Source organism: Streptomyces zhihengii (assembly GCF_016919245.1).
GTDB lineage: Bacteria > Actinomycetota > Actinomycetes > Streptomycetales > Streptomycetaceae > Streptomyces > Streptomyces zhihengii.
The window spans coordinates 2044189-2068691 of sequence record NZ_JAFEJA010000001.1 but is presented as its reverse complement, the minus strand read 5'-3'; the positions used below and the strand labels follow the sequence as shown (position 1 = coordinate 2068691).

Annotated in this window: 23 protein-coding genes; 9 read left to right on the top strand and 14 right to left on the bottom strand. The window is 72.7% G+C overall.

All coding sequences use genetic code 11. The features are described from left to right. Window positions 1–2 precede the first annotated feature (2 nt). Together JE024_RS08520 and JE024_RS08515 are read left to right on the top strand one after the other, a co-directional pair. Entirely contained in the window at window positions 3–938 is a 936-nt protein-coding gene (locus JE024_RS08520; protein ID WP_205373027.1) for a M56 family metallopeptidase, read from the top strand. A 77-nt stretch (window positions 939–1015) separates the two neighbouring features. Next, a complete protein-coding gene (locus JE024_RS08515) occupies window positions 1016–1318 on the top strand; it encodes a hypothetical protein (protein ID WP_205373026.1) in 303 nt (100 codons plus the stop codon). 20 nt (window positions 1319–1338) lie between these two features. Here JE024_RS08515 and JE024_RS08510 read toward each other — a convergent pair whose 3' ends face one another. The 3 genes from JE024_RS08510 to JE024_RS08500 all read right to left on the bottom strand — a co-directional run bounded on the left by JE024_RS08510 (window position 1339) and on the right by JE024_RS08500 (window position 3005). Beyond that, on the bottom strand, window positions 1339–1794 hold the full coding sequence (locus tag JE024_RS08510) for a tellurite resistance TerB family protein (RefSeq protein WP_205373025.1): 456 nt from the start codon (window positions 1792–1794) through the stop codon (window positions 1339–1341). A 114-nt stretch (window positions 1795–1908) separates the two neighbouring features. After that, entirely contained in the window at window positions 1909–2169 is a 261-nt protein-coding gene (locus JE024_RS08505) for a DUF397 domain-containing protein (protein WP_205373024.1), read from the bottom strand. Next, on the bottom strand, window positions 2166–3005 hold the full coding sequence (locus JE024_RS08500) for a helix-turn-helix domain-containing protein (protein ID WP_205373023.1): 840 nt from the start codon (window positions 3003–3005) through the stop codon (window positions 2166–2168). Before JE024_RS08500 ends, JE024_RS08505 begins: the two co-directional genes overlap by 4 nt. Window positions 3006–3154: 149 nt before the next feature. Here JE024_RS08500 and JE024_RS08495 point away from each other — a divergent pair, with 149 nt between their 5' ends. Continuing rightward, a complete protein-coding gene (locus JE024_RS08495; protein ID WP_205373022.1) occupies window positions 3155–3664 on the top strand; it encodes an ATP-binding protein in 510 nt (169 codons plus the stop codon). Here JE024_RS08495 and JE024_RS08490 read toward each other — a convergent pair. Continuing rightward, window positions 3627–4544, bottom strand: coding sequence for a DUF6891 domain-containing protein (locus tag JE024_RS08490; RefSeq protein ID WP_205373021.1), 918 nt, complete (start codon window positions 4542–4544; stop codon window positions 3627–3629). The two genes, JE024_RS08495 and JE024_RS08490, sit on opposite strands and share 38 nt — an antisense overlap. Here JE024_RS08490 and JE024_RS08485 point away from each other — a divergent pair. After that, complete coding sequence (locus JE024_RS08485; protein WP_205373020.1) at window positions 4503–4679, top strand: hypothetical protein; 177 nt, start codon at window positions 4503–4505, stop codon at window positions 4677–4679. The two genes, JE024_RS08490 and JE024_RS08485, sit on opposite strands and share 42 nt — an antisense overlap. Before the next feature lie 12 nt (window positions 4680–4691). Continuing rightward, on the top strand, window positions 4692–5171 hold the full coding sequence (locus JE024_RS08480; protein WP_205373019.1) for a WapI family immunity protein: 480 nt from the start codon (window positions 4692–4694) through the stop codon (window positions 5169–5171). An 81-nt stretch (window positions 5172–5252) separates the two neighbouring features. On the opposite strand, the gene JE024_RS08475 is transcribed toward JE024_RS08480, so the two are convergent. Then, complete coding sequence (locus JE024_RS08475; protein ID WP_205373018.1) at window positions 5253–6479, bottom strand: Cmx/CmrA family chloramphenicol efflux MFS transporter; 1227 nt, start codon at window positions 6477–6479, stop codon at window positions 5253–5255. A gap of 449 nt (window positions 6480–6928) precedes the next feature. Between JE024_RS08475 and JE024_RS08470 the strand changes: the two genes are divergently transcribed. Beyond that, a complete protein-coding gene (locus JE024_RS08470) occupies window positions 6929–8248 on the top strand; it encodes an ABC transporter substrate-binding protein (RefSeq protein WP_205373017.1) in 1320 nt (439 codons plus the stop codon). A gap of 103 nt (window positions 8249–8351) precedes the next feature. Here JE024_RS08470 and JE024_RS08465 read toward each other — a convergent pair whose 3' ends face one another. The 6 genes from JE024_RS08465 to JE024_RS08440 form a co-directional block, all read right to left on the bottom strand. After that, window positions 8352–9368 carry a LacI family DNA-binding transcriptional regulator gene (locus JE024_RS08465; protein ID WP_205373016.1) on the bottom strand — a complete coding sequence of 339 codons (1017 nt, stop codon included), beginning with the start codon at window positions 9366–9368 and terminating at the stop codon, window positions 8352–8354. 173 nt (window positions 9369–9541) lie between these two features. Continuing rightward, on the bottom strand, window positions 9542–10825 hold the full coding sequence (locus JE024_RS08460; protein WP_205373015.1) for a cellulase family glycosylhydrolase: 1284 nt from the start codon (window positions 10823–10825) through the stop codon (window positions 9542–9544). 596 nt (window positions 10826–11421) lie between these two features. After that, entirely contained in the window at window positions 11422–13188 is a 1767-nt protein-coding gene (locus tag JE024_RS08455; protein WP_205373014.1) for an ABC transporter ATP-binding protein, read from the bottom strand. 110 nt (window positions 13189–13298) lie between these two features. Continuing rightward, complete coding sequence (locus JE024_RS08450) at window positions 13299–14159, bottom strand: carbohydrate ABC transporter permease (RefSeq protein WP_205373013.1); 861 nt, start codon at window positions 14157–14159, stop codon at window positions 13299–13301. Next, a complete protein-coding gene (locus JE024_RS08445) occupies window positions 14156–15121 on the bottom strand; it encodes a carbohydrate ABC transporter permease (RefSeq protein ID WP_205373012.1) in 966 nt (321 codons plus the stop codon). The genes JE024_RS08450 and JE024_RS08445 overlap by 4 nt, the downstream gene beginning before the upstream one ends. A gap of 86 nt (window positions 15122–15207) precedes the next feature. Continuing rightward, window positions 15208–16527 carry an ABC transporter substrate-binding protein gene (locus JE024_RS08440; RefSeq protein ID WP_205373011.1) on the bottom strand — a complete coding sequence of 440 codons (1320 nt, stop codon included), beginning with the start codon at window positions 16525–16527 and terminating at the stop codon, window positions 15208–15210. Window positions 16528–16796: 269 nt separating this feature from the next. Between JE024_RS08440 and JE024_RS08435 the strand changes: the two genes are divergently transcribed. Together JE024_RS08435 and JE024_RS08430 are read left to right on the top strand one after the other, a co-directional pair. Next, entirely contained in the window at window positions 16797–19250 is a 2454-nt protein-coding gene (locus JE024_RS08435) for a glycoside hydrolase family 2 protein (RefSeq protein ID WP_205373010.1), read from the top strand. Continuing rightward, the gene (locus tag JE024_RS08430) at window positions 19247–20272 is read left to right on the top strand and encodes a LacI family DNA-binding transcriptional regulator (protein ID WP_205373009.1); all 1026 of its coding nucleotides are present in this window, start codon (window positions 19247–19249) and stop codon (window positions 20270–20272) included. Before JE024_RS08435 ends, JE024_RS08430 begins: the two co-directional genes overlap by 4 nt. Window positions 20273–20650: 378 nt before the next feature. Here JE024_RS08430 and JE024_RS08425 read toward each other — a convergent pair whose 3' ends face one another. The 3 genes from JE024_RS08425 to JE024_RS08415 form a co-directional block, all read right to left on the bottom strand. Further along, complete coding sequence (locus JE024_RS08425) at window positions 20651–21646, bottom strand: ROK family protein (protein ID WP_244883144.1); 996 nt, start codon at window positions 21644–21646, stop codon at window positions 20651–20653. Between the two features lie 283 nt (window positions 21647–21929). Beyond that, a complete protein-coding gene (locus JE024_RS08420) occupies window positions 21930–22670 on the bottom strand; it encodes a 4'-phosphopantetheinyl transferase family protein (protein WP_205373007.1) in 741 nt (246 codons plus the stop codon). Next, window positions 22667–23539 carry a metallophosphoesterase family protein gene (locus JE024_RS08415; protein ID WP_244882696.1) on the bottom strand — a complete coding sequence of 291 codons (873 nt, stop codon included), beginning with the start codon at window positions 23537–23539 and terminating at the stop codon, window positions 22667–22669. Before JE024_RS08415 ends, JE024_RS08420 begins: the two co-directional genes overlap by 4 nt. A 271-nt stretch (window positions 23540–23810) precedes the next feature. On the opposite strand from JE024_RS08415, the gene JE024_RS08410 reads away from it, so the two are divergent. After that, complete coding sequence (locus JE024_RS08410; protein WP_205373005.1) at window positions 23811–24446, top strand: hypothetical protein; 636 nt, start codon at window positions 23811–23813, stop codon at window positions 24444–24446. The last annotated feature ends 57 nt before the right edge of the window (window positions 24447–24503 follow it).

Sequence of the window (24503 nt, the reverse complement as noted above, 5' to 3'; positions counted from 1 at the left end):
GCATGGGGGTCTTCGTCTTCCTGCCGCTGGTCCTGCCCCTGACCGCCTGGCCGATCGCCCGCCTCGCGGAACAGCACCTCCATCCCCGCGCGGCCACCCGCCTGCTGACGGTGGTCGCCGCGGTCCTCGCCGTGTGCAGCACCCTGTGCCTCGCCCTCCTCATGGTGGTGGGCACGGCCCAACTGCCCGGCAACCCGCTCCCGGACGCCTGGTCGGACCCGGAGGTGCGGGCGGCGCTCCCGTACGACGAACTCGCCGGCCCCGCCGCGATCCCGGCGCTGCTCGCGGTGCTCCTCTCCTGCGGCCGGGCTGCGCTGCGCCACCGCCGGGTGCGCCGCCGGACCACGCACGCGCTGCGGTCGCTGAAGGGCCGGGGTGTCGCGGTGCTGCCCGACAGCACTCCCTACGCCTACGCCCTGCCCGGCACCGGCCGCCGGACCGGGCGGGTCGTGGTCACCAGGGGCATGCTGTCCGCCCTGGAACCCGCCGAACGCCGGGCCCTGTTCGCCCACGAACGCGCCCACCTGGCCGGACGTCACCACCGGCTGCTGCTGGCCGTGCAACTGGCCGCCCGGGCCAACCCGTTCCTGCGGCCGCTGCGCACCGCCGTGACCTACACCGCGGAACGCTGGGCCGACGAGGAGGCCGCGGCCGCCGTCGGCAGCCGCCGCGTCGTGGCGCGGGCGGTCGGCAAGGCGGCCCTGTTCTCCGCCGGCACCCCCGGCCCGGCGCTCGCGGGCTTCGCCGCGGGCCCGGTGCCGCGCCGGGTGGCGGCCCTGCTGGAACCGGCGCCGTCCGCCCGGCTCTGGCCGCCGGTCTCCACGACCGCGGGCCTGGCCGCCTGGGGCGCCGCGGTGGGCACCACGGCCTCCGCGCTGTCCTCGGCCAACTCGGCCGTCACGCTGTTCTTCGTCCTCAAGGCCGCGACACCGATGTGACGTGGTGGGGCCGCGGGTCCGGAACCGACCGGGCGGACACGGGAATCAGCCGCGAGTCCGGGGGTAGCCGCCATGTCATGAGAACCGGGGGGACACCCACCACAGCCCTGGCCGGCGAGGCCGGCGCCGACGGCGACAGACGCTCCGGCGTGCCCGGCGACTCCTGGCGGGCGGCTGCTCCGCGCCCGGCGGACGGGCGCGCCGCCCCGCAGGAGGTCGCGATCGCGCCGCTCGGCATCCTGTACACCGTCTGCGGACTGCTGCTCGTCGTCCTCTTCGGGGAAGCGGCCGTCACCCTGCTGTGCGGTCTGCTGCTCGTGATCCCGGGGGGAGTCTCGCTCGTCCGCGCGTATCTGCGCGCGAAGCGGGCCCGGGGGTGAGCGCAGAGGCCCGCGCCGCCCTACAGGTCGAACTCGTGGGGCGCGAGGCCGAGCGTGAAGCACGCCTCGCGCACGACGGCCTGCTCGTCCTTGTCGAAGTCCCCGTCCGCGCCGCCGATGACGATGCCGATCTGGATCACGGCACGCGCCTCGGCGGGCTTCTTCTTCGCCTTGGCGACCTCCTGCAGCACGCTGACCTTGCCGAACGCGAAGTCGGTCGTCAGCTTGTCCAGGTTCTCCTCGAACCGGCGGCGCAGGTCGTCGGCGGGGAAGTTCTGGAGCACCTCGTTGGTGCCGATGAGCTGCGCGACGCGCTGCCGCTCCGACGGGTCCACCGTCCCGTCGGCGGCCGCGACCAGCGCGCACATCGCCATCGACGCGTCGCGGAAGGCGCCGCTCTTGAGGTCGTTCCTCTTCGCCACGAGCTGGGTCTGCATCGTCGACGCGGACTCCTTGAGGCGGTCCCACAGGGCCATGAGCGCTCCCTCGGCAGGTGCCGGGCCACAGGAGGGTGCGGCCCGGCACGTTGAATTCTACAGACATGTAGAAGTTAGCAGCAGGGGAGTCCGCCACATCACCCGGTGAACTTTTCAGGAAGCGGGCCCGCCCCCGGCTGCGAAGCCGAGGAACGCGGCCCACGAGCCGGGGGAGAGGTCCAGCCGGGGACCCTCGACGACCTTGGAGTCCCGCACGTGCACGGCGCGCGGGGTCGTGGCGACCTCCACGCAGGAGTCGCCGGAGCCACTGCTGTAGCTGCTCTTGTGCCAGCTCAGGGCGACCTCGACGCAGGAGTCGCCCGAGCCGCCGCTGTAGCTGCTCTTGAACCAGGCCAGATCGGTGGTGGTCGTCATGCCGCTCCTCGCATCCGCCTCAGCAGGCCCCGGGAGTCCTCGGGGGTGAGGGCCTGCGAACGCATCCTGGCATACCGCATCTTGAGCATGCTGACGACCTTGGGGTCCGTGACCATCTGGCCGCTCTCCTGCCCCTCGCAGTAGGCCAGCCAGCGGTTGTCCGGCGTCTCCAGCAACTGCATCGGGCCGGCCAGCCCGGCGTGCGCCTCCTGTACCAGCGGCATGATCTGGATCTCGACGTTCCGGAGGTCCGCGATGCGCAGGACATGGTCGATCAGCTCCGCCGTGACGCGCGCGCCGCCGGTGCGCCGCAGGAACAGGTGCTCCTCCAGGATGAAGCTGTACGCCGTGTTCGGCCGCTCGGTGAGCAGCCGCTGACGCTCCAGCCGCGCCGCCATCTGCGCCTCGATCTGGTCGTCGCCCAGCGGCGGCAACTGGTTCACGAACAGCGTCCGGGCGTACCCCTCCGTCTGGAGCAGCCCGGGGATCAGCCTGCACTCGTACGTGTCCAGCGACACCGCCTCCGCCTCCAGGCGCGCCCACTGGCGGAACCAACTGGCCAGCCCGGGGCGGCGGGACAGGTGCCGGGCGGGGCCCCGCAGGGCGCCGAAAGCGTCCAGGACCTCCTCCGCGCGGTTCACGAAGTCCGCCGGCGGGAACCGCCGCCCCTGCTCGATCGAGGCGACGGTCGGCACCGAGTACCGCACGGCCGGGGCGAACTGCTCCTGCGTCATCCCGGCTCGTCTCCGGAACGCCTTGACGACCTCGCCGAAGGCCTTCAGGCTGTCGGAGCCCTCCGGTTCGCCCCCGCCGCCGCCCGTGCCCTCGTTCGACATCCCGGCCACCTCCGCCCGATCGCGTCACGCAACGGGCCCATGGTCACAGCGGGTTACGCGTACCGTCCACTCTGCGCGCCCGTACGCTGACGCAGCGTACGGGTCGGTGAGCTGGCAAGGAGCCCGGAGGGCCGGTCGGATGGGGTCCCATGAGCAACAACTCCCCCCTCGCCACCGGCGGCGAAGCCGTCACCGTACGTGTGTTCAGTCAGCGCTTCAGCTCGACCCCGCGCGGCGCCCGGCTCGCCCGCCGGCTCGCGGAGGTCCAGTTCGAGCGCTGGGGCCTCGGCCACCGGAGCGGGCTGTCGCGGACCGCGGCGCTGATCGTCGGCGAGCTGGCCGCCAACGCCGTCACCCACGGCCGCGTCCCCGGGCGGGACTTCGAGCTGGTGCTGTCCCGCACCCCCGGCGCGGTCCTGCGGATCGAGGTGTCCGACGCCCGGGGAGAGCTGCGGCCCTCCACGCGGCCGCCCGTGCCCGACGCCCTGGCGGAGTCGGGGCGCGGACTGCTGCTCGTGGACGCGCTGGCCGACCGCTGGGAGGTCGTCGACCGCCACCCCGTCGGCAAGACGGTCCGCGCGGAGCTCGACCTCACCGCCCGCCCGCCGGGGCCCTCGGGCGTCACCCCACCAGGCGGCGGCGCCACTCCAGCGGGGTGACGGTGATGACCCGGCGGGGGTCCCCGTCCCAGTCGGTACGCAGGCCGGACGCGTCGAGCGCGGCCACCACCTCGCGGCCGACGGCGGCCGCGGCGCCCTCCGTGTCGTCGAAGGCGCCGTACAGCAGCGTCAGTCCGTGGCCCGCAGCGGCGGACTCGGTGGACTGGGTGTGGAAGTAGACGAACCCCCGCGTGCCGGGGACGGTCTCCTCGCCGATCTCGGCGTCGCCGCAGGTGCGGCAGCAGGTGAAGTGCTCGCGGGCGGTGATCCCGGCCGCCTCCAGCGCGCTGAACGCGCGGGTGAGGCGCTCGGGATCGGTCTCGCCCCGCCACGCGGCCTGCTCCGCGACGCGCTCCATCCACAGGCGGTCCGCCAGCGCCTCGGCCTGCCCGCGGGTCAGCGGCCGCCGGTCCTGGGTGACCAGGTACTCCTCGGCGGTCTCGGCCAGTTGGGCGCGGGACGCGTAGCCGGCGGCCAGCACTTCGCGCACGTGGCTCTCCAGCAGCCCGCGCTCCTCGTCGGTCAGGTCGAGCGGCGGCACCTCGGCGGCGGGGCCCATGTCCAGCAGTGACCAGTCCAGCTCGCCCCGCCAGCCGTCCTCCCCGTGGGACCAGCCGGTGAGGGCGGCGATCACCTCCTCCGGGGAGTCGGTCAGGGCCTGGAAGTGCCGGTCGGCGGCGCCGTCGCGGTACTCGACCGTCCACTCCTCGCCGTCCTTGTGCCACACCTGGGCGAAGACGTCGGGCAGGTCGGGTATCCGCTGGACGACCAGGAAGTGGTCGTCCCAGCCGCCGATCCTCCGCACCAGGGCGGCCAGTTCCTCCGCGGACACCCGGACGTGCTGCTTGCCGTCCTCTGTCCGCACATTGATGTCGAGCATGCGCCGACTCTGACACATGCCACCGACACCGACACCGACACCGACACCGAGACCGGCACCGACACCGGCACCGGCACCGAGACTGACACCGACACCGGCACCGAGACTGACACCGGCACCGACACCGACACGTGACATCCTCGGTCGGTGATCCTGGACGACGGAGAGAGCCGCGTCGAGCTGACACCCGTGCGCTACGAGTTCCCGGGTGTCGTCGGCAACCGCTACGACGACAACTGGCTCGTCATCGGCGCCACCGTGACGACCGCCGAGGGCAGTTGGTCGTTCACCGACGCCGCCCTGCTGGTCGACGAGGCGCACCAGGTCACCGCCTGGCTGCGCGGTGCGGCCGACGGCACGGTGGCGGTCACGGGGCCCGACGACGGCTGGATGTCACCCGACACCTGGTTCACCGAGCCCGTCCTGGCGTTCAGCCTCGCCGAACGGGACGGCGACACGGCCCTGGTGCGCGTGCACCTGTCCCTGGAGGCGCTGCCGCCCTGGCGCACGGGCGCCGACCGGCCGGACATCTACCAGTACTGGGTGCACGTCCAGGTCGCCACCGACGACCTGCGCGCGGCGGCCGACGCCTGGGCGGAAGCCCTCGACGCCTTCCCCACCCGCTGACGGCACGCCGCCCCCCTCCCGCCGGGGAGGGGGACGGCGTGTCAGGCCTGCTCAGGCACCTTCAGGCATGCCCGGGCACCCTCAGGCGTCCTCAGGCGCCGGCCGCCGCACGGGCCTGACGTCCGTCGGGCCCCCGTCCGTCGCGCCCCGCCCTTCGGGCCCCCGTCCGTCACGCCGTCGCACGGCGACGACGAGCAGCGCCGCGGCCGAGGCCAGCGCCGTGCTCACCCACGCGGCGTCCCGGGCGTCCCCCGTCGCGCCGGTGACCGCGCCGGCCAGCAGCGGACCCGCCACCGCACCGGTGTTGAGCGCCACCGTGGCGAACGCGCCGCTCAGCGCGGGCGCCCCGGGCGACGCCACCCGCATGACACGGCCCACCAGCGCGGACCCGGCACCGAACGACAGACCGCCCAAGGCGGTGGCGAGGAGGAACAGCGGCACCGGACGTTCCCCGGCCAGGGCCACCGCGGCCCAACCCGCGGGCAGGGCGCACAGGGTGAGGCGCAGACCGCGGCCGAGCCGTCCGTCACCCGTCCGGCCCGTGGTCACGACCCCGGCGAACGCGCCGGCGCCGAAGGCCGCGAGCAGCGCGGGGACCGCCCCGCCGGGCAGACCGGCGGGCCCGGTGGCGATCACGGCCAGGTAGGCGAAGACCGCGAAGGTGGCTCCGTTGACGGCGGCGGCGAGCAGCAGCGCCTCCCGCACCGGCCGGGACGCCAGTGCCCGCAGCTCGGTGGCGACGGGGACGTCCCGCCCGCCGCAGGCGTCGGCGGGAGCGGAGCGCAGGACGAGCGCCAGCGCGGGCAGGCACAGCAGCGCCACCGCCCAGAACACCGCGCGCCAGCCCGCCCACGCGCCCAGCAGGGCGCCCCCGGGGACCCCGGCGACGATCGACAGCGTCACGCCGGACAGCAGTACGGCCGTCGCCCGGGTCTGCCGCTCCGGTGCGGCCGTGGCCGTCGCCACGGACATCGCGACGGCGAGGAATCCCGCGTTGGCCACCGCGGCCACGACCCGGGTGGCGAACAGCAGCGGGAAGCTCGTGGTGAGGGCGCCCGCCACATGGACGGCGACGAACACGGACAGGAACAGGGCCAGTGCCAGGCGGCGCGGCCACCGCGCGCTCAGCGCGGCCATCGGCGGCGCGCCGAGCACCATGCCGATCGCGTAGGCGGAGGTCAGGCTCGCGGCGGAACCCGTCGACACGGACAGGTCCTCGGCGATGCCGGGCACCAGGCCCGACAGCATGAACTCGGAGGTGCCCTGCGCGAAGACGGCGAGGGCGAGGACGGGAAGAAGGACAGGCAAGAGAACGACTCCGGCATCGGAAGGCGCGGTCGGGGACGTCCGCGTGCCGACGCGCGGGCCTGTCACCGGGCGGGATGCCGGGTGGCGGAGCCGTCGCGGACACGCGGAAGGGCGCGTCCGGTCGCTGGAGGCGGGATCGACGGACCACCGGTCCGCGGGGGACCGGTCAGACGTCACGCCGCCGGGCGACCGGCGGCTCGGCTCTGTCCGATTCGGGGTTGTTCACGGCAGGCACGGTACGGGGCCCGGCCCCGGCGATCAACCGGGCTTCCGGCCCCCGGTACGGCGGCACGGTGTGTCCCCCGTATCGGGTCAACCGGTAAAGCACTGCTGGCGATAACGATTGAACATCGCGTGTGACCCGACTGCTTTACCGGTTCACCTCCGTGCGCCATGCTGCCGATCACCCACCGCACACCTGAGCCGATCACTTCCGAAGGAGCAAGGGCATGGGGAAGACCAGGGCCCTCGTGAGCGCCTGCGCCGGCGCCGCGCTGATCGCCGTGGCCGGATGCGGTGGCGGCCCCGCCACCGACGGCGACGCCTCCGGGCCGGACGACGACCCGGGCGCGCTCAGCGGCACCATCACCGTGCTGACGCAGCGCACCGACCTCGTCGACGACGGATCGATGGCGGCCTACGCGACGGAGTTCAACCGGGTCCACCCCGGGGTGACGGTGCGGTTCGAGGGCATCACCGACTACGAGGGCGACGTCCGCGCGCGGATGGACACCGGGGAGTACGGCGACGTCCTGATGATCCCCGGCAGCGTCGCGAAGAACGACTATCCGGAGTTCTTCGCTCCCCTCGGCGAGGCGTCCGACCTGTCGGAGACCTACCGCTTCACCGACAAGAGCGAGGTCGGCGGCAAGGTGTACGGGCTTGCGCAGTTCGGCACCGCCAACGGCTTCGTCCACAACAGGGCGGTGTGGCGGGAGGCCGGTGTCACCGCATGGCCGGGGACGGCACGGGAGTTCCTCGACGCCCTCCAGGCGATCAAGGACACGACGGACGCCACCCCCTACTACACCAACTACAAGGACGGCTGGCCGCTGGTGCAGTGGACGGCCAACACCGGCTCGGTGAGCTGCGACGGCGGCGCGGGCGACGCACTCGCCGGCCCGGTCTCGCCCTGGGGGAGCGGCGGCGAACTCGGCGTCGTGGACGGCCTGTTGCACGACATCGTCGAGGACGGACTCGCCGAGGAGGACCCCACCGCCACCGACTGGGAGGAGTCCAAGAAGCTGCTGGCCGAGGGCAGGATCGGCACGATGATGCTGGGCTCCTGGTCGATCACCCAGATGCAGAAGGCCGCGGAGGAGGCCGGCGGCCTCGCCTCCGACATCGGCTTCCTGCCGTTCCCCGCCCGGAAGGCCGGGACGTTCTGCGCCACCCTCGTCTCCGACTACCAGCAGGCGGTGAGCATCCACTCCGAGCACCAGGAGGCCGCCCGGGCGTGGATCGACTGGTTCACCGACGAGTCGGGGTACTCCGAGAAGGAGGGTGCCGTGCCCACCTCGCGATCCGCGCCGATGCCGCCCTCGCTCAAGGACTTCGTCGACGGCGAGGTCACCTTCGTCGAACGGTCCGAGGCGAGGACCGCCACGGTGAACGCCGTCGACGAGGCCGCGGGGATCGGCCTGAACGAGCCCGGCTACCGGCGGAAGCTGATCGACATCGCCCGGGGCGCCCGCGAGGGCAGCCGGGACGACTACTTCGCCGGCCTCGACAAGAGGTGGGACGAGGCGGCGGAGACCGCGGGTCTCTGACCCGCGGTCGGACGCGGGGCGGATCACCACGGCTCGGTGGCCCGCCCCGCGTCCATCGACGGAGGGACTGCCCTCTCCGGCGGGCCGGTGCGCGCGGCGGCCCTCAGGCGGAGGGCCGGGCGGTGCTGGCCCGCGGCACGAAGCGCGCGCAGCCGTCGAGCACATCGCTCACCGGGGCACCGCCGATCAGGGCGAGCAGGCTCTGCGCGGCACGGGCGCCGTAGGCCAGGATGTCCCGCGACATGCCCGACAGCGCCGGGCGGACGACGCGCGTCAGCGGGGAGTCGTCCCAGGCCACGAGCGACACGTCGCCGGGGACGTCCAGCCGCAGTTCCTGCGCGACGGAGAGCGCGGCCACGGCCATGATGTCGTTGTCGAAGATCATCGCACTGGGCCGCTCTGCCGCGATCAGCAGCCGCCGTGCCGCCTTCGCTCCTTCGTCACCGGTGTAGTCGGTGTGGACGACGGCCGGGGCCGGCAGACCGAGTTCGCGGCAGACCTCCGCCATCGCGGCGTCGCGCAGCGCCGTGTGCGCGAGCTCCGCGGCCCCCGCGACCCGCGCGATCCGCCGGTGGCCCAGCGTGGCCAGGTACCGCACGATCTCGTGGATGCTCGCGCCGTCGTCCGACCACACGGTGGGCAGCCCGCCCGAGACCTGCGGGGGACCGATGGCCACGGCGGGCAGGCCCAGCGTCCCGATCGGCCCGATCCGGGCGTCGTCGACGTGGAGGTCGACGAGGAACACACCGTCGACCCGGCGCTCGCCCCACCAGCGCCGGTAGACGTCCACCTCCTGCCGGTGGTCGTCGACGACCTGGAGCATCAGCGCGTACGACTGAGGGGAGAGCACGCTCTCGATGCCGCTGATGAACTCCATGAAGAAGGGCTCGGCGCCGAGCGTCGCCGCCGGGCGCCGCACGACGAGGCCGACCGCCTGCGCACGGGCGCCGTTGAGTGCGCGGGCCGCGCTGTTGGGGCGCCAGCCCAGCTCCTCGGCGATGGCCTTGATGGAGGTGCGGGTCGCTGCGGAGACACCCGGCTGGTCGTTGAGGGCGTAGGAGACGGCCACCTTGGAGACTCCGGCGCGGCGTGCGATGTCCGTGATCGTCGGCCGCTTCACGCCGTCCCCCCTGTGCACCGGTGCCCGTCACCCGTGACCCTACCGCCCTCGCCGGCGGCGGGATCGCGCCGACGGCGAGGGGGCCGGGCAGGCGACGGCCCGGCGCACCGGGCCCGCCCCACCCCGGGGGAGGACCCGGCGCGCAGGGGGAGGAGCCCGGTGCGTGACCGCTGTCAGCGGTCGGCCGCGCTGCCCCGGACGACGCAGGAGCGGCTGTTCTCCCAGCCCCAGCCGTCGCCGTCGGGGTCGGTGATGCTGCCGTTCGCGCAGTACGGGTAGCCGTTGGGTGCGGTGCCGCCCCCGGTGCCGCCGTCCGCCGCGCTGCCCCGGACGACGCAGGAGCGGCTGTTCTCCCAGCCCCAGCCGTCGCCGTCGGGGTCGGTGGTGCTGCCGTTCGCGCAGTACGGGTAGCCGTTGGGTGCGGTGCCGCCCCCGGTGCCGCCGCCACCGCCGTAGATCGTGGCCGGCCTGGACGTGGCGGCGATGCCGTTGGCGCCGTTGAAGAAGCGCTGCCCCCAACCGGTCAGGGAGCCGGCGTCGAAGCCGTTCACCATGTCCAGGTACTCGACGCCGCTGCCGTTGCCGCTCCAGGACCAGCCGAGGTACCCCACCCGGAGCGACTGGGCGGTCGCCATGATGGCGTCCTCGTCCGGGTTGCCGTCGCTGTGGTTGTCACCGAACTCGCCGACCACGATGGGCAGTCCGGCACTGGCGAAGTGCCCCAGGTAGTCCCGCACCTCGGCGGCGGTGTCGTAGACGCCGTACATGTGGATCGAGAAGATCGTGTTGCGGTCGGGGTCGGCGGCGAAGACCGACGCGGCGTTGTTCCGCATGGTGTTCGACCAGTCCTGGCCCCAGTTCGGGGCGTCGACCATCAGCGCGTGGTCGAGGCCCGCGTTGCGCAGCTTGACGATCGCGTTCTTCGTGGCGTCCGTCCATGCCGCGTGGTTGCTGTTGCCGAACGGCTCGTTGCCGATGTTCACGACGACATAGGACTCCTGACCCTCCAGCGCGCCCTTGATCCCGATCCAGTAGTTCGCCGCCTGGTCGAGGGTGGCGGCGGCGCCGTCCTCCCCGTAGCCCGTGGTGTCGTGCACCTCCAGCACACAGATGACCTTGCTCGCCTTGCACTGCCCGATGAGGGAGGACACCTCGGAGGCGCTCGTCCTCGTCCAGCGGTCGCCGCTGGAGAGCACCACCCGGACGGTGTTGGCGCCCTTGACCGCGATGTCGGCGATCGACCGGGTGCGGTCCGGATACCAGGTGTGGGCATGGTTGACGCCGCGCATGACGAACTCGTTGCCGTTCGCCTCGTACACGCGCCCGTTGTTGACCTTGATCCCGGTGGCGGCGGCGGCTTCGCCGGCCCCGAGCAGCGGCAGCAGGAGGCCGGCCAGCGAGGCGATCACGGTACCGGCGGCAGCGAAGCGGCTGCGGCGCCTGGGTGGCTTGCTCATCGTTCTCCTCGGAAGAGTGGGGACGATCGGACAACGTTGTCATCCCCTCGCCGCGCGGCGGTCGGCCGTCGGGAGCGGAGTCGCGGACTGCTCGGTGCCCGCCCTGGGGCGACTCCTGGGGAGGGCCGGCGGACATCGAGCTGGCGCACCGTCATAAACGTTGCGGGTGCCGGTCGTTGCCCTCATATGAGGCACCCGCCGCGACCGGTGTGTCAATAGTCGCGGCACCGTCGATTGCCCGCCCTTACCGGTTTCGTCGATCCCGGCGAAGGAGTTCGACGAGAACGCCTCCCTTTCGCCGTGTGCGCGGCACGGGGATCGGCCGGCCGTCCGGTCCCGGTGCCGTGCACGCGTCGCGTGTGCCGTCGCGAGCGATCGTGATCATGGCTCCCACCTGCATCGGAGTGGCACCCCTCGCCGCAGGGGCGGGTGCGATGCCCGACGGCGGCGCGGCGGCGGCAGCTCCGGGATCGTGCGAGAAGCGTTGACAGAGCCGAGCCCTGCCTCTACGTTTCCCGTCCATTAACCGGTTCAGCAGAGTGAGGGTGTGATCTGCGTGGAATCCTTCCCGCCGGGATTTTCGGATTTCCCCCGCCTCACGCCAACTGCGCCCGCTGGAGGCGCGCGTAGGCCCCGGCCCGGGCCAGCAGCTCCTCGTGCGTGCCGGACTCGACGATCCGGCCCTGGTCCATGACGACGATCCGGTCGGCGCCGCGCACCGTGGACAGCCGGTGGGCCACGATGAACACGGTGCGGCCCGCGACCAGCCGGGTGAGCGCCTGCTGGATCAGCGCCTCCGAGCGCGCGTCGAGCGCCGACGTCGCCTCGTCGAGGACCAGCACCCGGGGATCGCGGATCAGCGCGCGGGCGATGGCGAGGCGCTGGCGCTGCCCGCCCGAGAGCCGGGCGCCGCGCTCGCCGACCACGGTGTCGAGGCCGTCGGGGAGCCGGTCCACGAACTCGGCCGCGTTGGCGTCCGTCAGCGCCTGCCGGATCGCCGTCTCGGAGACGTCGGCCATGCCGTAGGCGACGTTCTCGCGGATGCTGCCCTCGAAGAGGATGGACTCCTGGGGCACGACCGACACGAAGCGCCGGTAGGTCCGCAGGTCCAGCTCCTCCAGGTCCCTGCCGTCCAGGAGGATGCGTCCGCCGGTGGCCCGGTGGAAGCCGAGGACGAGGCCGAGCACCGACGACTTGCCCGCCCCCGAGCCGCCCACCAGGGCCACCGTCTGGCCGGCGGGCACCGTCAGGTCGAGGCCGTCCAGCGCCGGCCGCTCCCCGTCCTCGTAACGGAGGCCCACCGACTCGAAGCGGAACTCGCCGGCCACCCGCGCCACCTGGTCCTTGCCGTCGTTCTCCTCCAGGTCGGGCGCCTGGAGCACCTCGCCGACGGAACGCACGGACTCCAGCGCCTTGCCGATGACGGGCGCCAGCGTCAGCAGTGTCGTCACCGAGCCGGTGAGGCTGGAGAAGTAGGCGCTGAGCATGACCACGGCGCCCGGTGTGACGTCCAGCCAGCCGTGGTACGCGACGAGCGCGGCGCCCGCGAGGCAGGCCATGCCGAGCGCGTTGAGCACCATCCAGGACAGCGAACCGAACCGCCCGTTGAGCAGGTCCAGCCGCGACCCCTCGCGCACCACGGTGTCGAGGTCCCGGTCGACCCGGCGCAGCGCGGTGCGCTCCAGGCCGTGGGCGCGGGTGATGGGGATCAGGGTGGTCATCTCGCTGACGCTGGAGGACAGCCGCTCGACCGAGTGCCGGAAGCTGGCGTTGCGGTCCCGCAGCCGCGACCGCAGGGCCACCACCAGCAGCGCGGAGGCGGGGACCAGCACCAGGAACACGGGCAGGAAGGCCGGGGTGACGACGGCGATCACCGCCAGGCCGCCCGTCAGGGTCGCCGCGGCGGTGAGGCCGTTGTCGGCGGTCTGCTGCACGCCGGTCTCCAGCGTCTCCACGTCCCGGATGACCTTGGTGTGCAGCACCGACGAACTGGTGCGGTTGTGGTAGCCGATCGAGAGCTGCTGCATCCGCTGCACCAGCGCGGCCCGCAGATCGCGCCCGGTCCGGCGGATCGAGCCGTGCATCCAGTGCACGTACAGCAGGTGCAGCGGCAGATTGAGGGCGAGGACGGCGAGCATCACCGCGCAGTTCCACCACAGTTCCGCTATCGGGCGGTGCTGGACGACGACGTCGATGATGTTCGCGGTCACCGGTGGCAGCAGCCACACCGGGGCGTGCTTGCCGAAGAAGACGGCGACCGCGCCGGCGATCCGGGCGCGGTCGGGGCGGAACAGGTAGCGGAGCGTGCGCACGGGGTGCTCACCGAGGTACCGGTGGTCGAGCGGGCTGATGGGCGGGGCCACAAGGGTCTCCTTCGCCGGAGGCGGAAGCGGGCGGGACGGGGACACGCCGCGGCCGCGTCGCCCGGCGGGGTGCGCGGGCGTCGCGGCCGTGAACCGGGGGCCGGGGACGGCTACTTGGTGGCCCCCTGCGCGAAGCCGTTGTAGATGTAGCGCTGGAGGAAGAGGAAGACGATCAGGGTCGGGACGATCACGAGGATCGCACCCGCGGAGATGTTCTCCCAGTGGGCTCCGAACGGCCCCTTGAAGCGGAACAGCGCGGTGGAGATGGTGCCGAGGTCCTGGGAGGGCATGTAGAGGAAGGGGATGTAGAAGTCGTTGTAGACGGTGATCCCCTTGATGATCACCACGGTCGCGATCGCCGGCTTCAGCATCGGCAGGATGATCCTGCGGTAGATCGTGAAGGCGTTCGCGCCGTCCAGCCGGGCCGCCTCGTCCAGGGAGACCGGGATGGACCGGATGAACTGGAGGAAGATGTAGATCGACACGATGTCCGTGCCCATGTACAGCAGGATGGGCGCCCACCGGGTGTCGAACAGGCCGAAGCTGTTGACCACTTGGAAGGTGGCCACCTGCGTCGTCACGGCCGGCACCAGGGTGGCCACGAGGAAGAGGGCCATCACGAGCTTCTTCGCCCGGAAGCGGAAGCGGTCGATGGCGTAGGCGGTCATCGAGCCGATGATCACCGTGCCGGTGATGGAGAAGAGCAGGATGAACGCGGTGTTCCCGAACGCGGTCAGCATCCGGCCGTCGGAGAACGCGGTGACGTAGTTGGAGAAGTTGAGCCAGTCGCCGGGCAGCGAGGTCGCCCCGCCGTCGGCGACCTCCTCGGAGGTCTTCAGCGAGGTCAGGAAGACGACGCCGAGGGGGAGCAGCACGACGAGTGCGGCGGCGATCAGCGACAGGTAGACCAGGACGCCCCCCAGCCGGGGCCGGGGCCGGGTGGTCGGCGGGGTCGCGGTGTGCGCGGTCATACGAGGTCCACCTTCTCATCGGGCACCAGGCGGCGCTGGATCCAGGTGATCAGCAGGATGATCAGCAGCAGCACGACCGCCGCGGCCGACGCCAGGCCCGTCTTGTTGAACTGGAACGCCAGCTTCACCGTCTGGATGACGAACGTGGAGGTGCCGGTCGCTCCGCCGGTCATGATGTACGGGATCTCGAAGACCGACAGGGATCCGGAGATCGCCAGGATGATGCTGAGGCTCACCACGGGCTTGATGCTGGGGGCGATGATGTGGCGGAACTGCTGCCACCGTGAGGCGCCGTCGAGTTGGGCCGCCTCGTAGAGCTCGCCGGGGATGGACTGGATCGCGCCCAGGAATAGGACGAAGTTCAGTCCGGTGAACCGCCAGACGGACACGCCCGCGAGGGAGGTGTTGGCGGAGGCGGGATCGCCCAGCCAGGCGTGGTCGGTCCCGGCGCCGAACCAGCCGAGCACGGAGTCGAGGGTGCCGCCGTCCTGGAAGAAGTAGAGGAACACGAAGCCGATGGCGACGCCGTTGATCAGATAGGGGAAGAAGAGGATCCCCTTGAACAGGTTGCGGAACCGCAGGTCGAAACTGAGCACCGTCGCGAAGTACAGGGCGACGGCGATCTGGAACACGGACGCGGCCAGATAGTAGAAGCTCACGAAGAACACCCGGAACAGTTCCGGCCGGGTGAAGATCTGCGTGTAGTTGTCCACGCCGGTGAAGTTCCGGTCCGGGCTCACGCCGTCCCAGTCCGTGAAGCTGTAGTAGACCATGTTGGCCACCGGCACATAGGTGAACGTCACCAACAGGGCCAGCGGCACCAGCAGGAACAGCCACGGGGTGATCCGGGGCAGCAGCCGGCGCGGGGCGGAGCGCCGCCCCGGCCGGTTCGGCGGGCCGGGGGCGGCCCGGCGGCCGGCGGTGGCCGTCCTGGCGGTGACGGCGTCGGTCGTCTCGGTCATTGTCGGGGGCCTTTCGTCGTCCGCTCGCGCGGCGGCTGGGGGCCCCGGCCGGTGTCGGTGCGGCCGGGGCCCGCCTCTGCCGGCTGTCAGGAACCGGCGGTCTTCGCGGCTTCGTCCCACTTCTTGTCGAGCTCGGCGAAGTAGTCCTGGAGGCTGCCCTTCTGGGCCCCGCGGGCGATGTCGACGAGCTTCTGCCGGTAGTCCTGCTTGGCGAGGCCGATCTCCGCGGCGTTGTCGATGGCGTTCACCGTGCCGGTCTTGGTCTCGGAGCGCTCGGTGAAGGTGACATCGTTGTCAACAAAGGACTTCAGCGTGGCCGGCATGGGGTCTGCCTTCACCGCGGGCACGGCGCCCTCCTTGGCGGCGTAGCCCGACTTCGCCGTGAACCAGTCGATCCACGCGCGGGAGGCCTCCTTGTGCTCGGAGTGGATGTTCACCGCCTGCTGGTAGTCCGAGGTGAGGGTGGCGCAGAACTTCCCGTCCTTCTGGACGGGGAACGGCATGAAGCCGATGTCGTCGGCGCTGCCGCCCGCGGTCACGGCCGCCGCCTGCATCTGCGTGATCGACCAGGAGCCCAGCATCATGGTGCCGATGGTGCCCTTGGCGAGCAGGTTCTTGGACTCCTCCCAGTTGGTCGTCGAGGGGTCCTTCTCGATGAGCCCGCCCTTGACGGTGTCGTGCAGCAGGGTGTCGATGACGTTGAGCTCACTGCCCTGCTTCCACGGCGAGACCGCGCTGGCGAGGTTGTTGTTCGCCTCGGTGTCGCAGGTCACCGAGCCGATGTTGGCGCTCCACTGCGTCAGCGGCCAGCCGTCCTTGAAGTTGGTGTAGTACGGCGTGGCGTCCGTCCTGTCCTTGATCGCCTTCAGCGCGCCGAGGAACTCCTGCGGCGTCTTCGGCCACTCGGTGACGCCGGCCTTCTCCCAGACGGACTTGTTGTAGATGAAGCCGTTGGCGGTGCCGAACTGGGCGATGCCGTAGACCTTGCCGCTCACATCGGTCTTGTCGCTGAAGCGGTAGGTGCCGCTCAGTTCGTCCGTCGTCCCCAGCGGGGCGAAGAACTTCGGGTAGTCGTTCTTGGCCACGGCACCCGGGATCATCAGGACGTCACCGTAGTTCTCGGTGTTCATCCGGATCTTGACCTCGCCCTCGTAGTCGGTGAGGCCCTCGAACTTCACCTTGACCTTGGGATAGGTCTTCGCGAACTCGGCCGCGTAGGCCTCCATCGACCCGTCCTTGACCAGATCCGTGCGGTGGGTCAGGACGGTGATGGTGCCGGAGACCTTCGCGGGGTCGGCCGGCGCCGACGCCGTCTCCGTGGAGGCCGTGCCTCCACCGCCGCATCCCGCAGCGGTCAGCGCGGTGACGACGGCCAGTGCGCAGACAAGGGTCTTCTTCTTCCCCATGTGCCCAACTCCTCAAGGATGGCGGCTCAGGTCTACGGGTGGGATGTCGGCACTATGGCAGGCGGGTGTGAACCGGTAAAGCTCTGATTTCCACCACGATGCGCAATCGTTACCAGCGGTGCATCGAGTCCCATGGCGTCAGGGCAGGTCGGCGGCCGTCACATGGAGCCTTCGTAGCTTGACCGGTTTATGGACAGGACCGGATCACCGCGTTACGTTGAGCGCCGTTGTCCACCATCCGGCCTGCGCCAGGCGATTGGAGCCGCACCATGAAGGACGTCACCCAGCTCACCGACGGCTGGAGCCTGCTTCACGACGGGGAATCGCTTCCGGCGGCGGTCCCCGGCTGCGTCCACACCGATCTGCTCGCCGCCGGCCTGATCGAGGACCCGTACATCGGCGAGCGCGAGAAGGAGGTCGCCTGGATCGGCCGCCGTGACTGGACCTACCGCACCGAGGTCGCCCACGACAGCGCGCACGAGCGCGCCGATCTCGTCTTCGAGGGCCTCGACACCGCGGCCACGGTCACCTTCGCGGGCCGGACGGTCGGCACCACCCGCAACATGCACCGCACCCACCGCTTCGACGTCACGGGCCTGGCGGGCGAGCTCGACGTGCGCTTCGGCTCCGCCTACGACGAGGCGGACCGCGTCCGCGCCCTCACCGGCGACCGGCCCAACGTGTATCCCGAGCCCTCCCAGTACATCCGCAAGATGGCCTGCAACTTCGGCTGGGACTGGGGCCCGACGCTGGTCACCGCCGGCATCTGGCGCCCCGTCCGGCTGGAGCACTGGTCCACCGCCCGCCTCGCCTCCGTCCGCCCGCTGGTCACCGTCGAGGACGGCACCGGCCGCGTCGAGGTACGGCTGACCGTCGAGCGCACCGCCCGCGGAGCGGGCCGCACGCTCACCGCCGCCGTCTCGGTGGACGGCGCCGGCGCCGAGGTCTCCTTCGAGGGGGACGAGGCCGTGCTCCGCCTCGACGTCCCCGGCGCCCGGCTCTGGTGGCCGCGCGGCTACGGCGAACAGCCCCTGTACGACCTCGGCGTCACCCTGCGCGACGCGGACGGACCGCTCGACTCCTGGCACCGCCGGATCGGCTTCCGCACCGTGGAGCTGGACCGCTCAGCCGACGAGCACGGCACCGGCTTCACCCTCGTGGTCAACGGCGAACGCCTCTTCGCCCGGGGCGTCAACTGGATCCCCGACGACGCCTTCGTCACCCGGGTGACCCCCGAGCGCTACCGCACCCGCCTCGCCCAGGCCGCCGACGCCAACATCGACCTGGTCCGCATCTGGGGCGGCGGCATCTACGAGGACGACGCCTTCTACGACGCCTGCGACGAACTGGGCCTGCTCGTCTGGCAGGACTTCCTCTTCGCCTGCTCCGCCTATCCCGAGGAGCAGCCGCTGCGCGGCGAGATCGACGCCGAGGCCCGCGACAACGTTGTCCGGCTGATGCCCCACCCCAGCCTCGTGCTCTGGAACGGCAACAACGAGAACCTCTGGGGCTTCCGCGACTGGGACTGGGAGCCGGCACTCGCCGGCGACTCCTGGGGCGAGGGCTACTACCTCGGCCTGCTGCCCCGGATCGTCGCCGAGCTCGACCCCACCCGCCCCTACACCGCGGGCAGCCCCTGGTCCGGCTCCTGGGACCACCACCCCAACGACCCCGCGCACGGCACCCACCACTCCTGGGAGGTGTGGAACCGCCAGGACTACGCCGAGTACCGCGCCGACGTGCCCCGCTTCGTCGCCGAGTTCGGCTGGCAGGCGCCGCCCGCGATGGCGACCCTGCGCCGCGCCCTGCCGGGCGAGACGCTCGCGCCCGACTCCCCGGGCATGCTCCACCACCAGAAGGCCGAGGACGGCAACGGCAAGCTGAACCGCGGCCTCGCCCGGCACTTCCCGCTCCCCGAGGGCGACTTCGACCGCTGGCACCACCTCACCCAGGTCGTCCAGGCCCGCGCCGTCGCCGCGGGCATCGAGCACTGGCGCTCCCACTGGCCGGTCTGCGCCGGCACCGTGGTGTGGCAGCTCAACGACTGCTGGCCGGTCAGCTCCTGGGCCGCGATCGACGGCGACGGCCGCCTCAAGCCCCTCCACCACGAACTGCGCCGGGTCTACGCCGACCGGCTGCTCACCCTGCTGCCGGGCTCCGGCTCCGGCTCCGGCTCCGACGGCGGCGGTGACGGTGACGGCAGCGGCACCGGCGCCGGGCTCACGCTCGCCGTGGTGAACCAGTCCGCCACCGAGTGGCGCACCTCCGTCGCCCTGCGCCGGCTGGAGTCCGGCGGCGGCACCCTGCACCGGGCGGTGCTGGACGTGACGGCCGCCCCCCGCTCGGTGGTGCGGCTGCCCGTCCCCGACGGCCTGGTGCCGGACGGGGCGTCCGCGAAGGAGTTCCTCGCCGCCGATGCGGACGGCCTGCGCGCCCTGCACTTCCCCGTGCCCGACAAGGACTTCGCCTACCCGCGGCCGTCGTACGACGTCGGTGTGGAACCGGTCCCGGGTCAGGGCGATAGGGTCGATGTCGTGGTGAGCGCGCACACCCTCCTCAGGGATCTCCTCCTCCAGGCCGACCGGTTCGGCCCCTCGGCCGCGGCCGACACGGGCCTGGTGACCCTGCTCCCCGGCGAACAGGTCCGCATCCGCGTCACCGGCTGCCCGCCGGTGACCGAGGCCGACGTACGGGCGGCCCTGTTCTGCGTGGACACGGCGTGAACAGCCCCGCACGCGTCACCATCAAGGACGTCGCGGCCCGCGCCGGAGTCTCCAAGGGCGCGGTCTCGCTGGCCTTCAACCAGAAGCCGGGCGTCTCGCAGGCCACCCGCGAGCGCATCTTCGCGGCGGCGCGCGAGCTCGGCTGGGCACCCAACGTGACCGCGCGCAGCCTCTCCAGCCAGCGCGTGGACATCATCGGACTGGCCCTGTGCCGGCCCGCGCGGCTCCTCGGGCTCGAACCGTTCTACATGGACTTCATCTCCGGCATCGAGAGCGTCCTCGCCGAACGCTCCTGCTCCCTGCTGCTGCGCCTGGTGCGGGACCTCGACGAGGAGATCGAGCTCTACACCACCTGGTGGCGCAGCCAGACGATCGCCGGCGCCGTCCTCGTCGACTTCCACGAGAACGATCCGCGGGTGCCGTCCCTCCAGGCCATCGGGCTGCCCGCGGTCGCCGTCGGCCATCCGTCGCTGACCGGCGGCTTCCCGGCGGTGTGGACGGACGACGCCACGGCGGCGGCGGAGGCCGTCCGCTACCTGGCCGCTCTCGGGCACCGGCGGATCGCGCGGGTCGGCGGCCCGGCCGGCCTCGGGCACAGCGCCATCCGCGCAGCCGCGTTCGCCACGACCATGCGGGAACTGGGCCTGGCGGAGGGGCGGCAGATCGCCACCGGCTTCGACGGCAAGGAGGGCGCCCGGGCCACCCGCTCCCTGCTGCTCTCCGCCGAGCGGCCCACGGCCATCGTGTACGACAACGACATCATGGCCGTCGCGGGCGCGGGCGTGGCCGCCGAGATGGGCTTCGTCGTCCCCGACGACGTCTCCCTGCTCGCCTGGGACGACTCCCAGTTGTGCCGCATCACCCACCCCACCCTGTCGGCCATGAGCCACGACGTGCACCACTTCGGCGCCGAGGTGGCCCGCACGCTGTTCGGGGTGATCGAGGGCACCCACACCGGGGCGCTCCAGGTCCCCACCCCCTCCCTCACCCCGCGCGGTTCGACGGCGCCCGCCCCCCATTAGGGCGCCGTCGACCACCGGATACCTACGGCAGGGCCGCACCCCCGAGGGTGCGGCCCTGCCGCCCGTTCGCGGGCGACCGGCACTGCGGTGCGGCCGCCGGGTCGCGGACCACCGGTACTGCGGTGCTGGCGTCCGTTCTCGGACCCCGGCACCGTGGTGCGGCCGTCCGTTCTCGGACCCCGGCATCGCGGTGTGACCGTCCGTTCTCGGACCCCGCCACCGTGGTGTGACCGTCCGTTCTCGGACCCCGGCATCGCGGTGTGACCGTCCGTTCTCGGACCCCGGCACCGTGGTGTGACCGTCCGTTCTCGGACCCCGGCACCGTGGTGTGACCGTCCGTTCCCGGACCACCACCGCCGTGCGGTGCGGCCGGATCCGCTACCCGCGCGGGCCCGCCACGGCCGCGGCGGCCGGAAGCGGCGCGGGCGGCGGCACCTGCCCGCCGCGGGCCGCCGCGGCGATGGCCGCCGCGCCGACCAGCCCGGCGTCCAGGGCGAGCCGGGCGGGCACCACCGGCAGGCCCCGGGTGAAGTCGAGGACCGCGTACGCCGCCAGATGCCGGCGCAGCGGCGCGAACAGGGTCTCGCCGGCCTGGGCCACCCCGCCGCCGATCACCACCAGGTCCAGCTCGACGAGCGCGGCCGTCGCCGCGATCGCCGCCGCCAGGGCCTGCGCCGCCCGCTCGTAGGCCGCCGCCGCGCGGAGGTCCCCCGCCCGGGCGGACGCCGCGACCGCCGCCGCGTCGGCCGTGGCGCCCGGGGGCGGCGTCCATCCGGCGGCCCGCGCATGGGCGAGGATCGCCGTACCGCTGGCCAGCCCCTCCAGGCAGCCGGGCGCGCCGCACGGGCACACGGCCCCGTCGAGGTCCACCGTGATGTGGCCGATGTGCCCGGCGTTCCCCGTCCGGCCGGTGTGGACGGCCCCGCCGATGACCAGTCCGCCGCCGACGCCGGTGGACACCACCATGCACAGGGCGTCCGCGACACCCCGCGCGGCGCCGCGCCAGTGCTCCGCGGCCGTCATGGCGACGGCGTCGCCGCTGAGCACCGGCCGCAGCCCGCGCGGCAGGCGCGGGTGCGCGGCCACCCGGTCGACGAGCGGGAAGCGGCGCCAGCCGGGGATGTTGACGGGGCTGACCGTGCCGGCCGAGGTGTCCACCGGGCCCGCGCTGGCGATGCCGAGGCAGGACATCGCGTCCCACCGGGGGTCGGTGGCGAGTTCGTCGAGGACCGCCGCCACCGCCGCCATCAGCGTCCCGGCCGGCTCGGCGGCGGGCGTCGGCCGCTGGGCCCGCACCAGTACCGAGCCCGAGCCGTCGACGAGCGCGCCCGCGATCTTCGTGCCTCCGATGTCCAGTGCTCCGTACACCGTCACGTCGTCCACCTCTTTCCTGGAGGGAAGCGGTCCCTCGCCCCGTGGGGCACACTCTGGCCGCATCTGACAACGTTGTCTAGTAAACCGTTTAGTTAAGGTAATGGTTTAGTAAAGTCGATCTTCGCGGCCCGTGACGGGTGCGGCGGGTGAGGCGCTCGGGGCGCGTGTGCCAATGCGGGGCAGGTGCAGGGCCGGGGGTCGGACCCCGGTCAGGCCGCTGCGGGCCCCGGGGTCGCACCCCCCGGGGCCCGCAGCGGAGCGGATGCGCGGCTCGCGGAGGCCGCTACGGCTCCCGCCGGGCGAGGTCCTGGGCCGTCCGGCGGGCGGTGTCCTCGTGCGCCGCCCGGGCGGGGATCCGGACGGCGGGCAGGGTGATCGCCGTCAGCACCAGCCCCCGCCGCGCCGTCCAGCGGCCGGTGAAGCGGTCCACCCGCTGCCCGTCCACCTCGGGGCCCGGCACCAGCAGCCGGGCGCCGAAGCTGCCCGAGACCGCCGTCTCGCAGGTGAAGGTGATCGACGCCTCGTCGAAGCCCAGCTCCCGCCCGGTCAGCGGGTACCACGTCTTGAAGACCGACTCCTTCGCGCTGAACAGCAGCCGGTCCGCGAAGACCCCGGCGGCGAGCGCCGGCCACGCGGCCAGCCGCTCCCGCTCCTCGGGGAGGGACACCGCGTCCATCACGCCCTGGGGCAGCCGCTCGTGGGGCTCGGCGTCGATGCCGACGGAGGCGAAGTCGCAACCCCGCGTCGCCACCGCCCCCCGGTACCCGGCGCAGTGGGTCATGCTGCCGACGATCCCGTCCGGCCACTGCGGCGCCCCGCGCTTGCCCGGCAGCAGCGGCACCTTCGGCACGCCGAGCGAGCCCAGCGCGGTGCGGGCGAGGCGGCGGACGGTCGCGAACTCGCGGCGACGCTTCTCCACGGCCCGCGCGACCAGCGCCTCCTCCTCCGGGAACCAGTCGGGTGCCTCGCTGTCGTCGAACGCCTCGGCGAACCGTATGCCCGCGGGCAGGATGTCCTCGATCACGCCTTCTCCAGCTCGGGAAAGATCTGACGGCACGGGTTCGTCCCCAGGGGCAGGCCGCGGGCGCGCCACTCGCGCGGATAGCCGAGCGACACCTCCTCGAAGCGGACGCCGTCGTGCCAGGTGGTGCGGGGGATGTGGAGGTGCCCGTAGACGACGGCCGCCGTCGGGAACCGCACATGCCAGTCGGCGGTCAGCTCGGTGCCGCACCACTGGGCGAACTCCGGGTAGCGCAGCACCCTGGTGGGCTCGCGGACCAGCGGGAAGTGGTTCACCAGGACCAGCGGGGCCGACGGGTCCACGGCCGCGAGCCGCTCCTCGGTCTCCATCACCCGGGCCCGGCACCAGGCGTCGCGTCCGGCGTACGGCGCGGGGTCGAGCAGGTACTCGTCGGTGCAGACGATGCCCGCCTTCTCGGCCTGCGCCAGCGACTCCTCCTTGGACGACGCCGTGGGCGTGCGGAAGGTGTAGTCGTACAGCACGAACAGCGGTGCCACGGTGAGCGGTCCGCCGGGCCCCCGCCAGACCGGATAGGGGTCCTCCGGGGTCACCACGCCCAACTCCCGGCACATCTCCACGAGATGGCGGTAGCGCTTCTCGCCGCGCAGTTGCAGCGGATCGGAGGGGACGGTCCACAGCTCGTGGTTGCCGGGGGCCCAGACGACCTTCGCGAAGCGGCCCGCCAGGGTGCGCAGGGTCGCCTCGATGTCCGTACTCGTCTCGGCCACGTCCCCGGCGACCACGAGCCAGTCGCCGTCCGACATCGGCCGCACCGCGTCGACGTGCTGCCGGTTGTCGCCGATCGCCGAGTGGAGGTCGCTGACCGCGAGCAGCCGGCCCGTCCCGTCGCCGCCCCCGTCACCGCCGTGCACGGTGCCACCCCCGTATCGCTTCGTGTACCGGTCGCGGGCCGGGCACACAGGCCCGGCACACCTCCCCGTCACCGTAGTCGGGTGCCGGGTACGGGGACACCCCTGATCCGGGGCGGTGCGGGCGGCGGATGTCAGGGGTCGGCAGGGGTGGACGCGGGGGCCGGCGGCACCCGGTCCCGGGGGTGCGGGACCGGCAACTGCCCGCCGGATGTGCCCCGTACCGGGCGGCACGCATTGGCCTCTGACAGGTTCGTCGTCCATACTGCCCGCCGTGGAGCAGCGTATAGACCCGAACACCAAGCCCGAGTTCGCCGCGAGCACGAACCCGTCCTTCGTGCCCGGCCTGACCGGTACGTCTCCGTCCGCGGGAGCCCCTGCCAAGACCCCTGCCGGGGCGGCGGGGGAGCAGAAGCCCGAGGACCCCGAGGACGCCGTCCCCGCGACGGACACCGGATCCGACACGGAGTCCGGCGAGGCGTCCGAGCCCTCCGACTCCGCCGAGCCCTCCGACTCCGCCGAGCCCTCCGACACGCCGAAGGCGTCCGAGACGCCCGACGCCGACGCCGACGCCGACGCCGGCGCCGATGCCGATGCCACCGACGCTTCCGAGACGGGGACGGACACCGCCGACGGCCCCGTCTTCGAGGCGAGCGACCGCCGCGGCTCGATCAGCGCCGGCCGCGACGGCATCGTCTTCCGCCTGGACGACCAGGAGGCCGACTTCCGCTGGGACGAGATCGGCGCCGTGGAGACGACCCCGGCCCGCTTCGGCCGCCGGTTCACCGTCACCGTGCACACCGCGGCCAACCGGTGGTTCAACGCCGACGTGGACGCGGACAGCCGCGCCCGGCTGAAGGAGTGGACGGCCGGCCTGGACGCCGTGCTCGACGCCTACTTCGAGGAGTAGTGCCGGCCGGGCGCACCGGCCGCCGTCTCTCCCACGTCCCGCACGCCGACCCCGGCA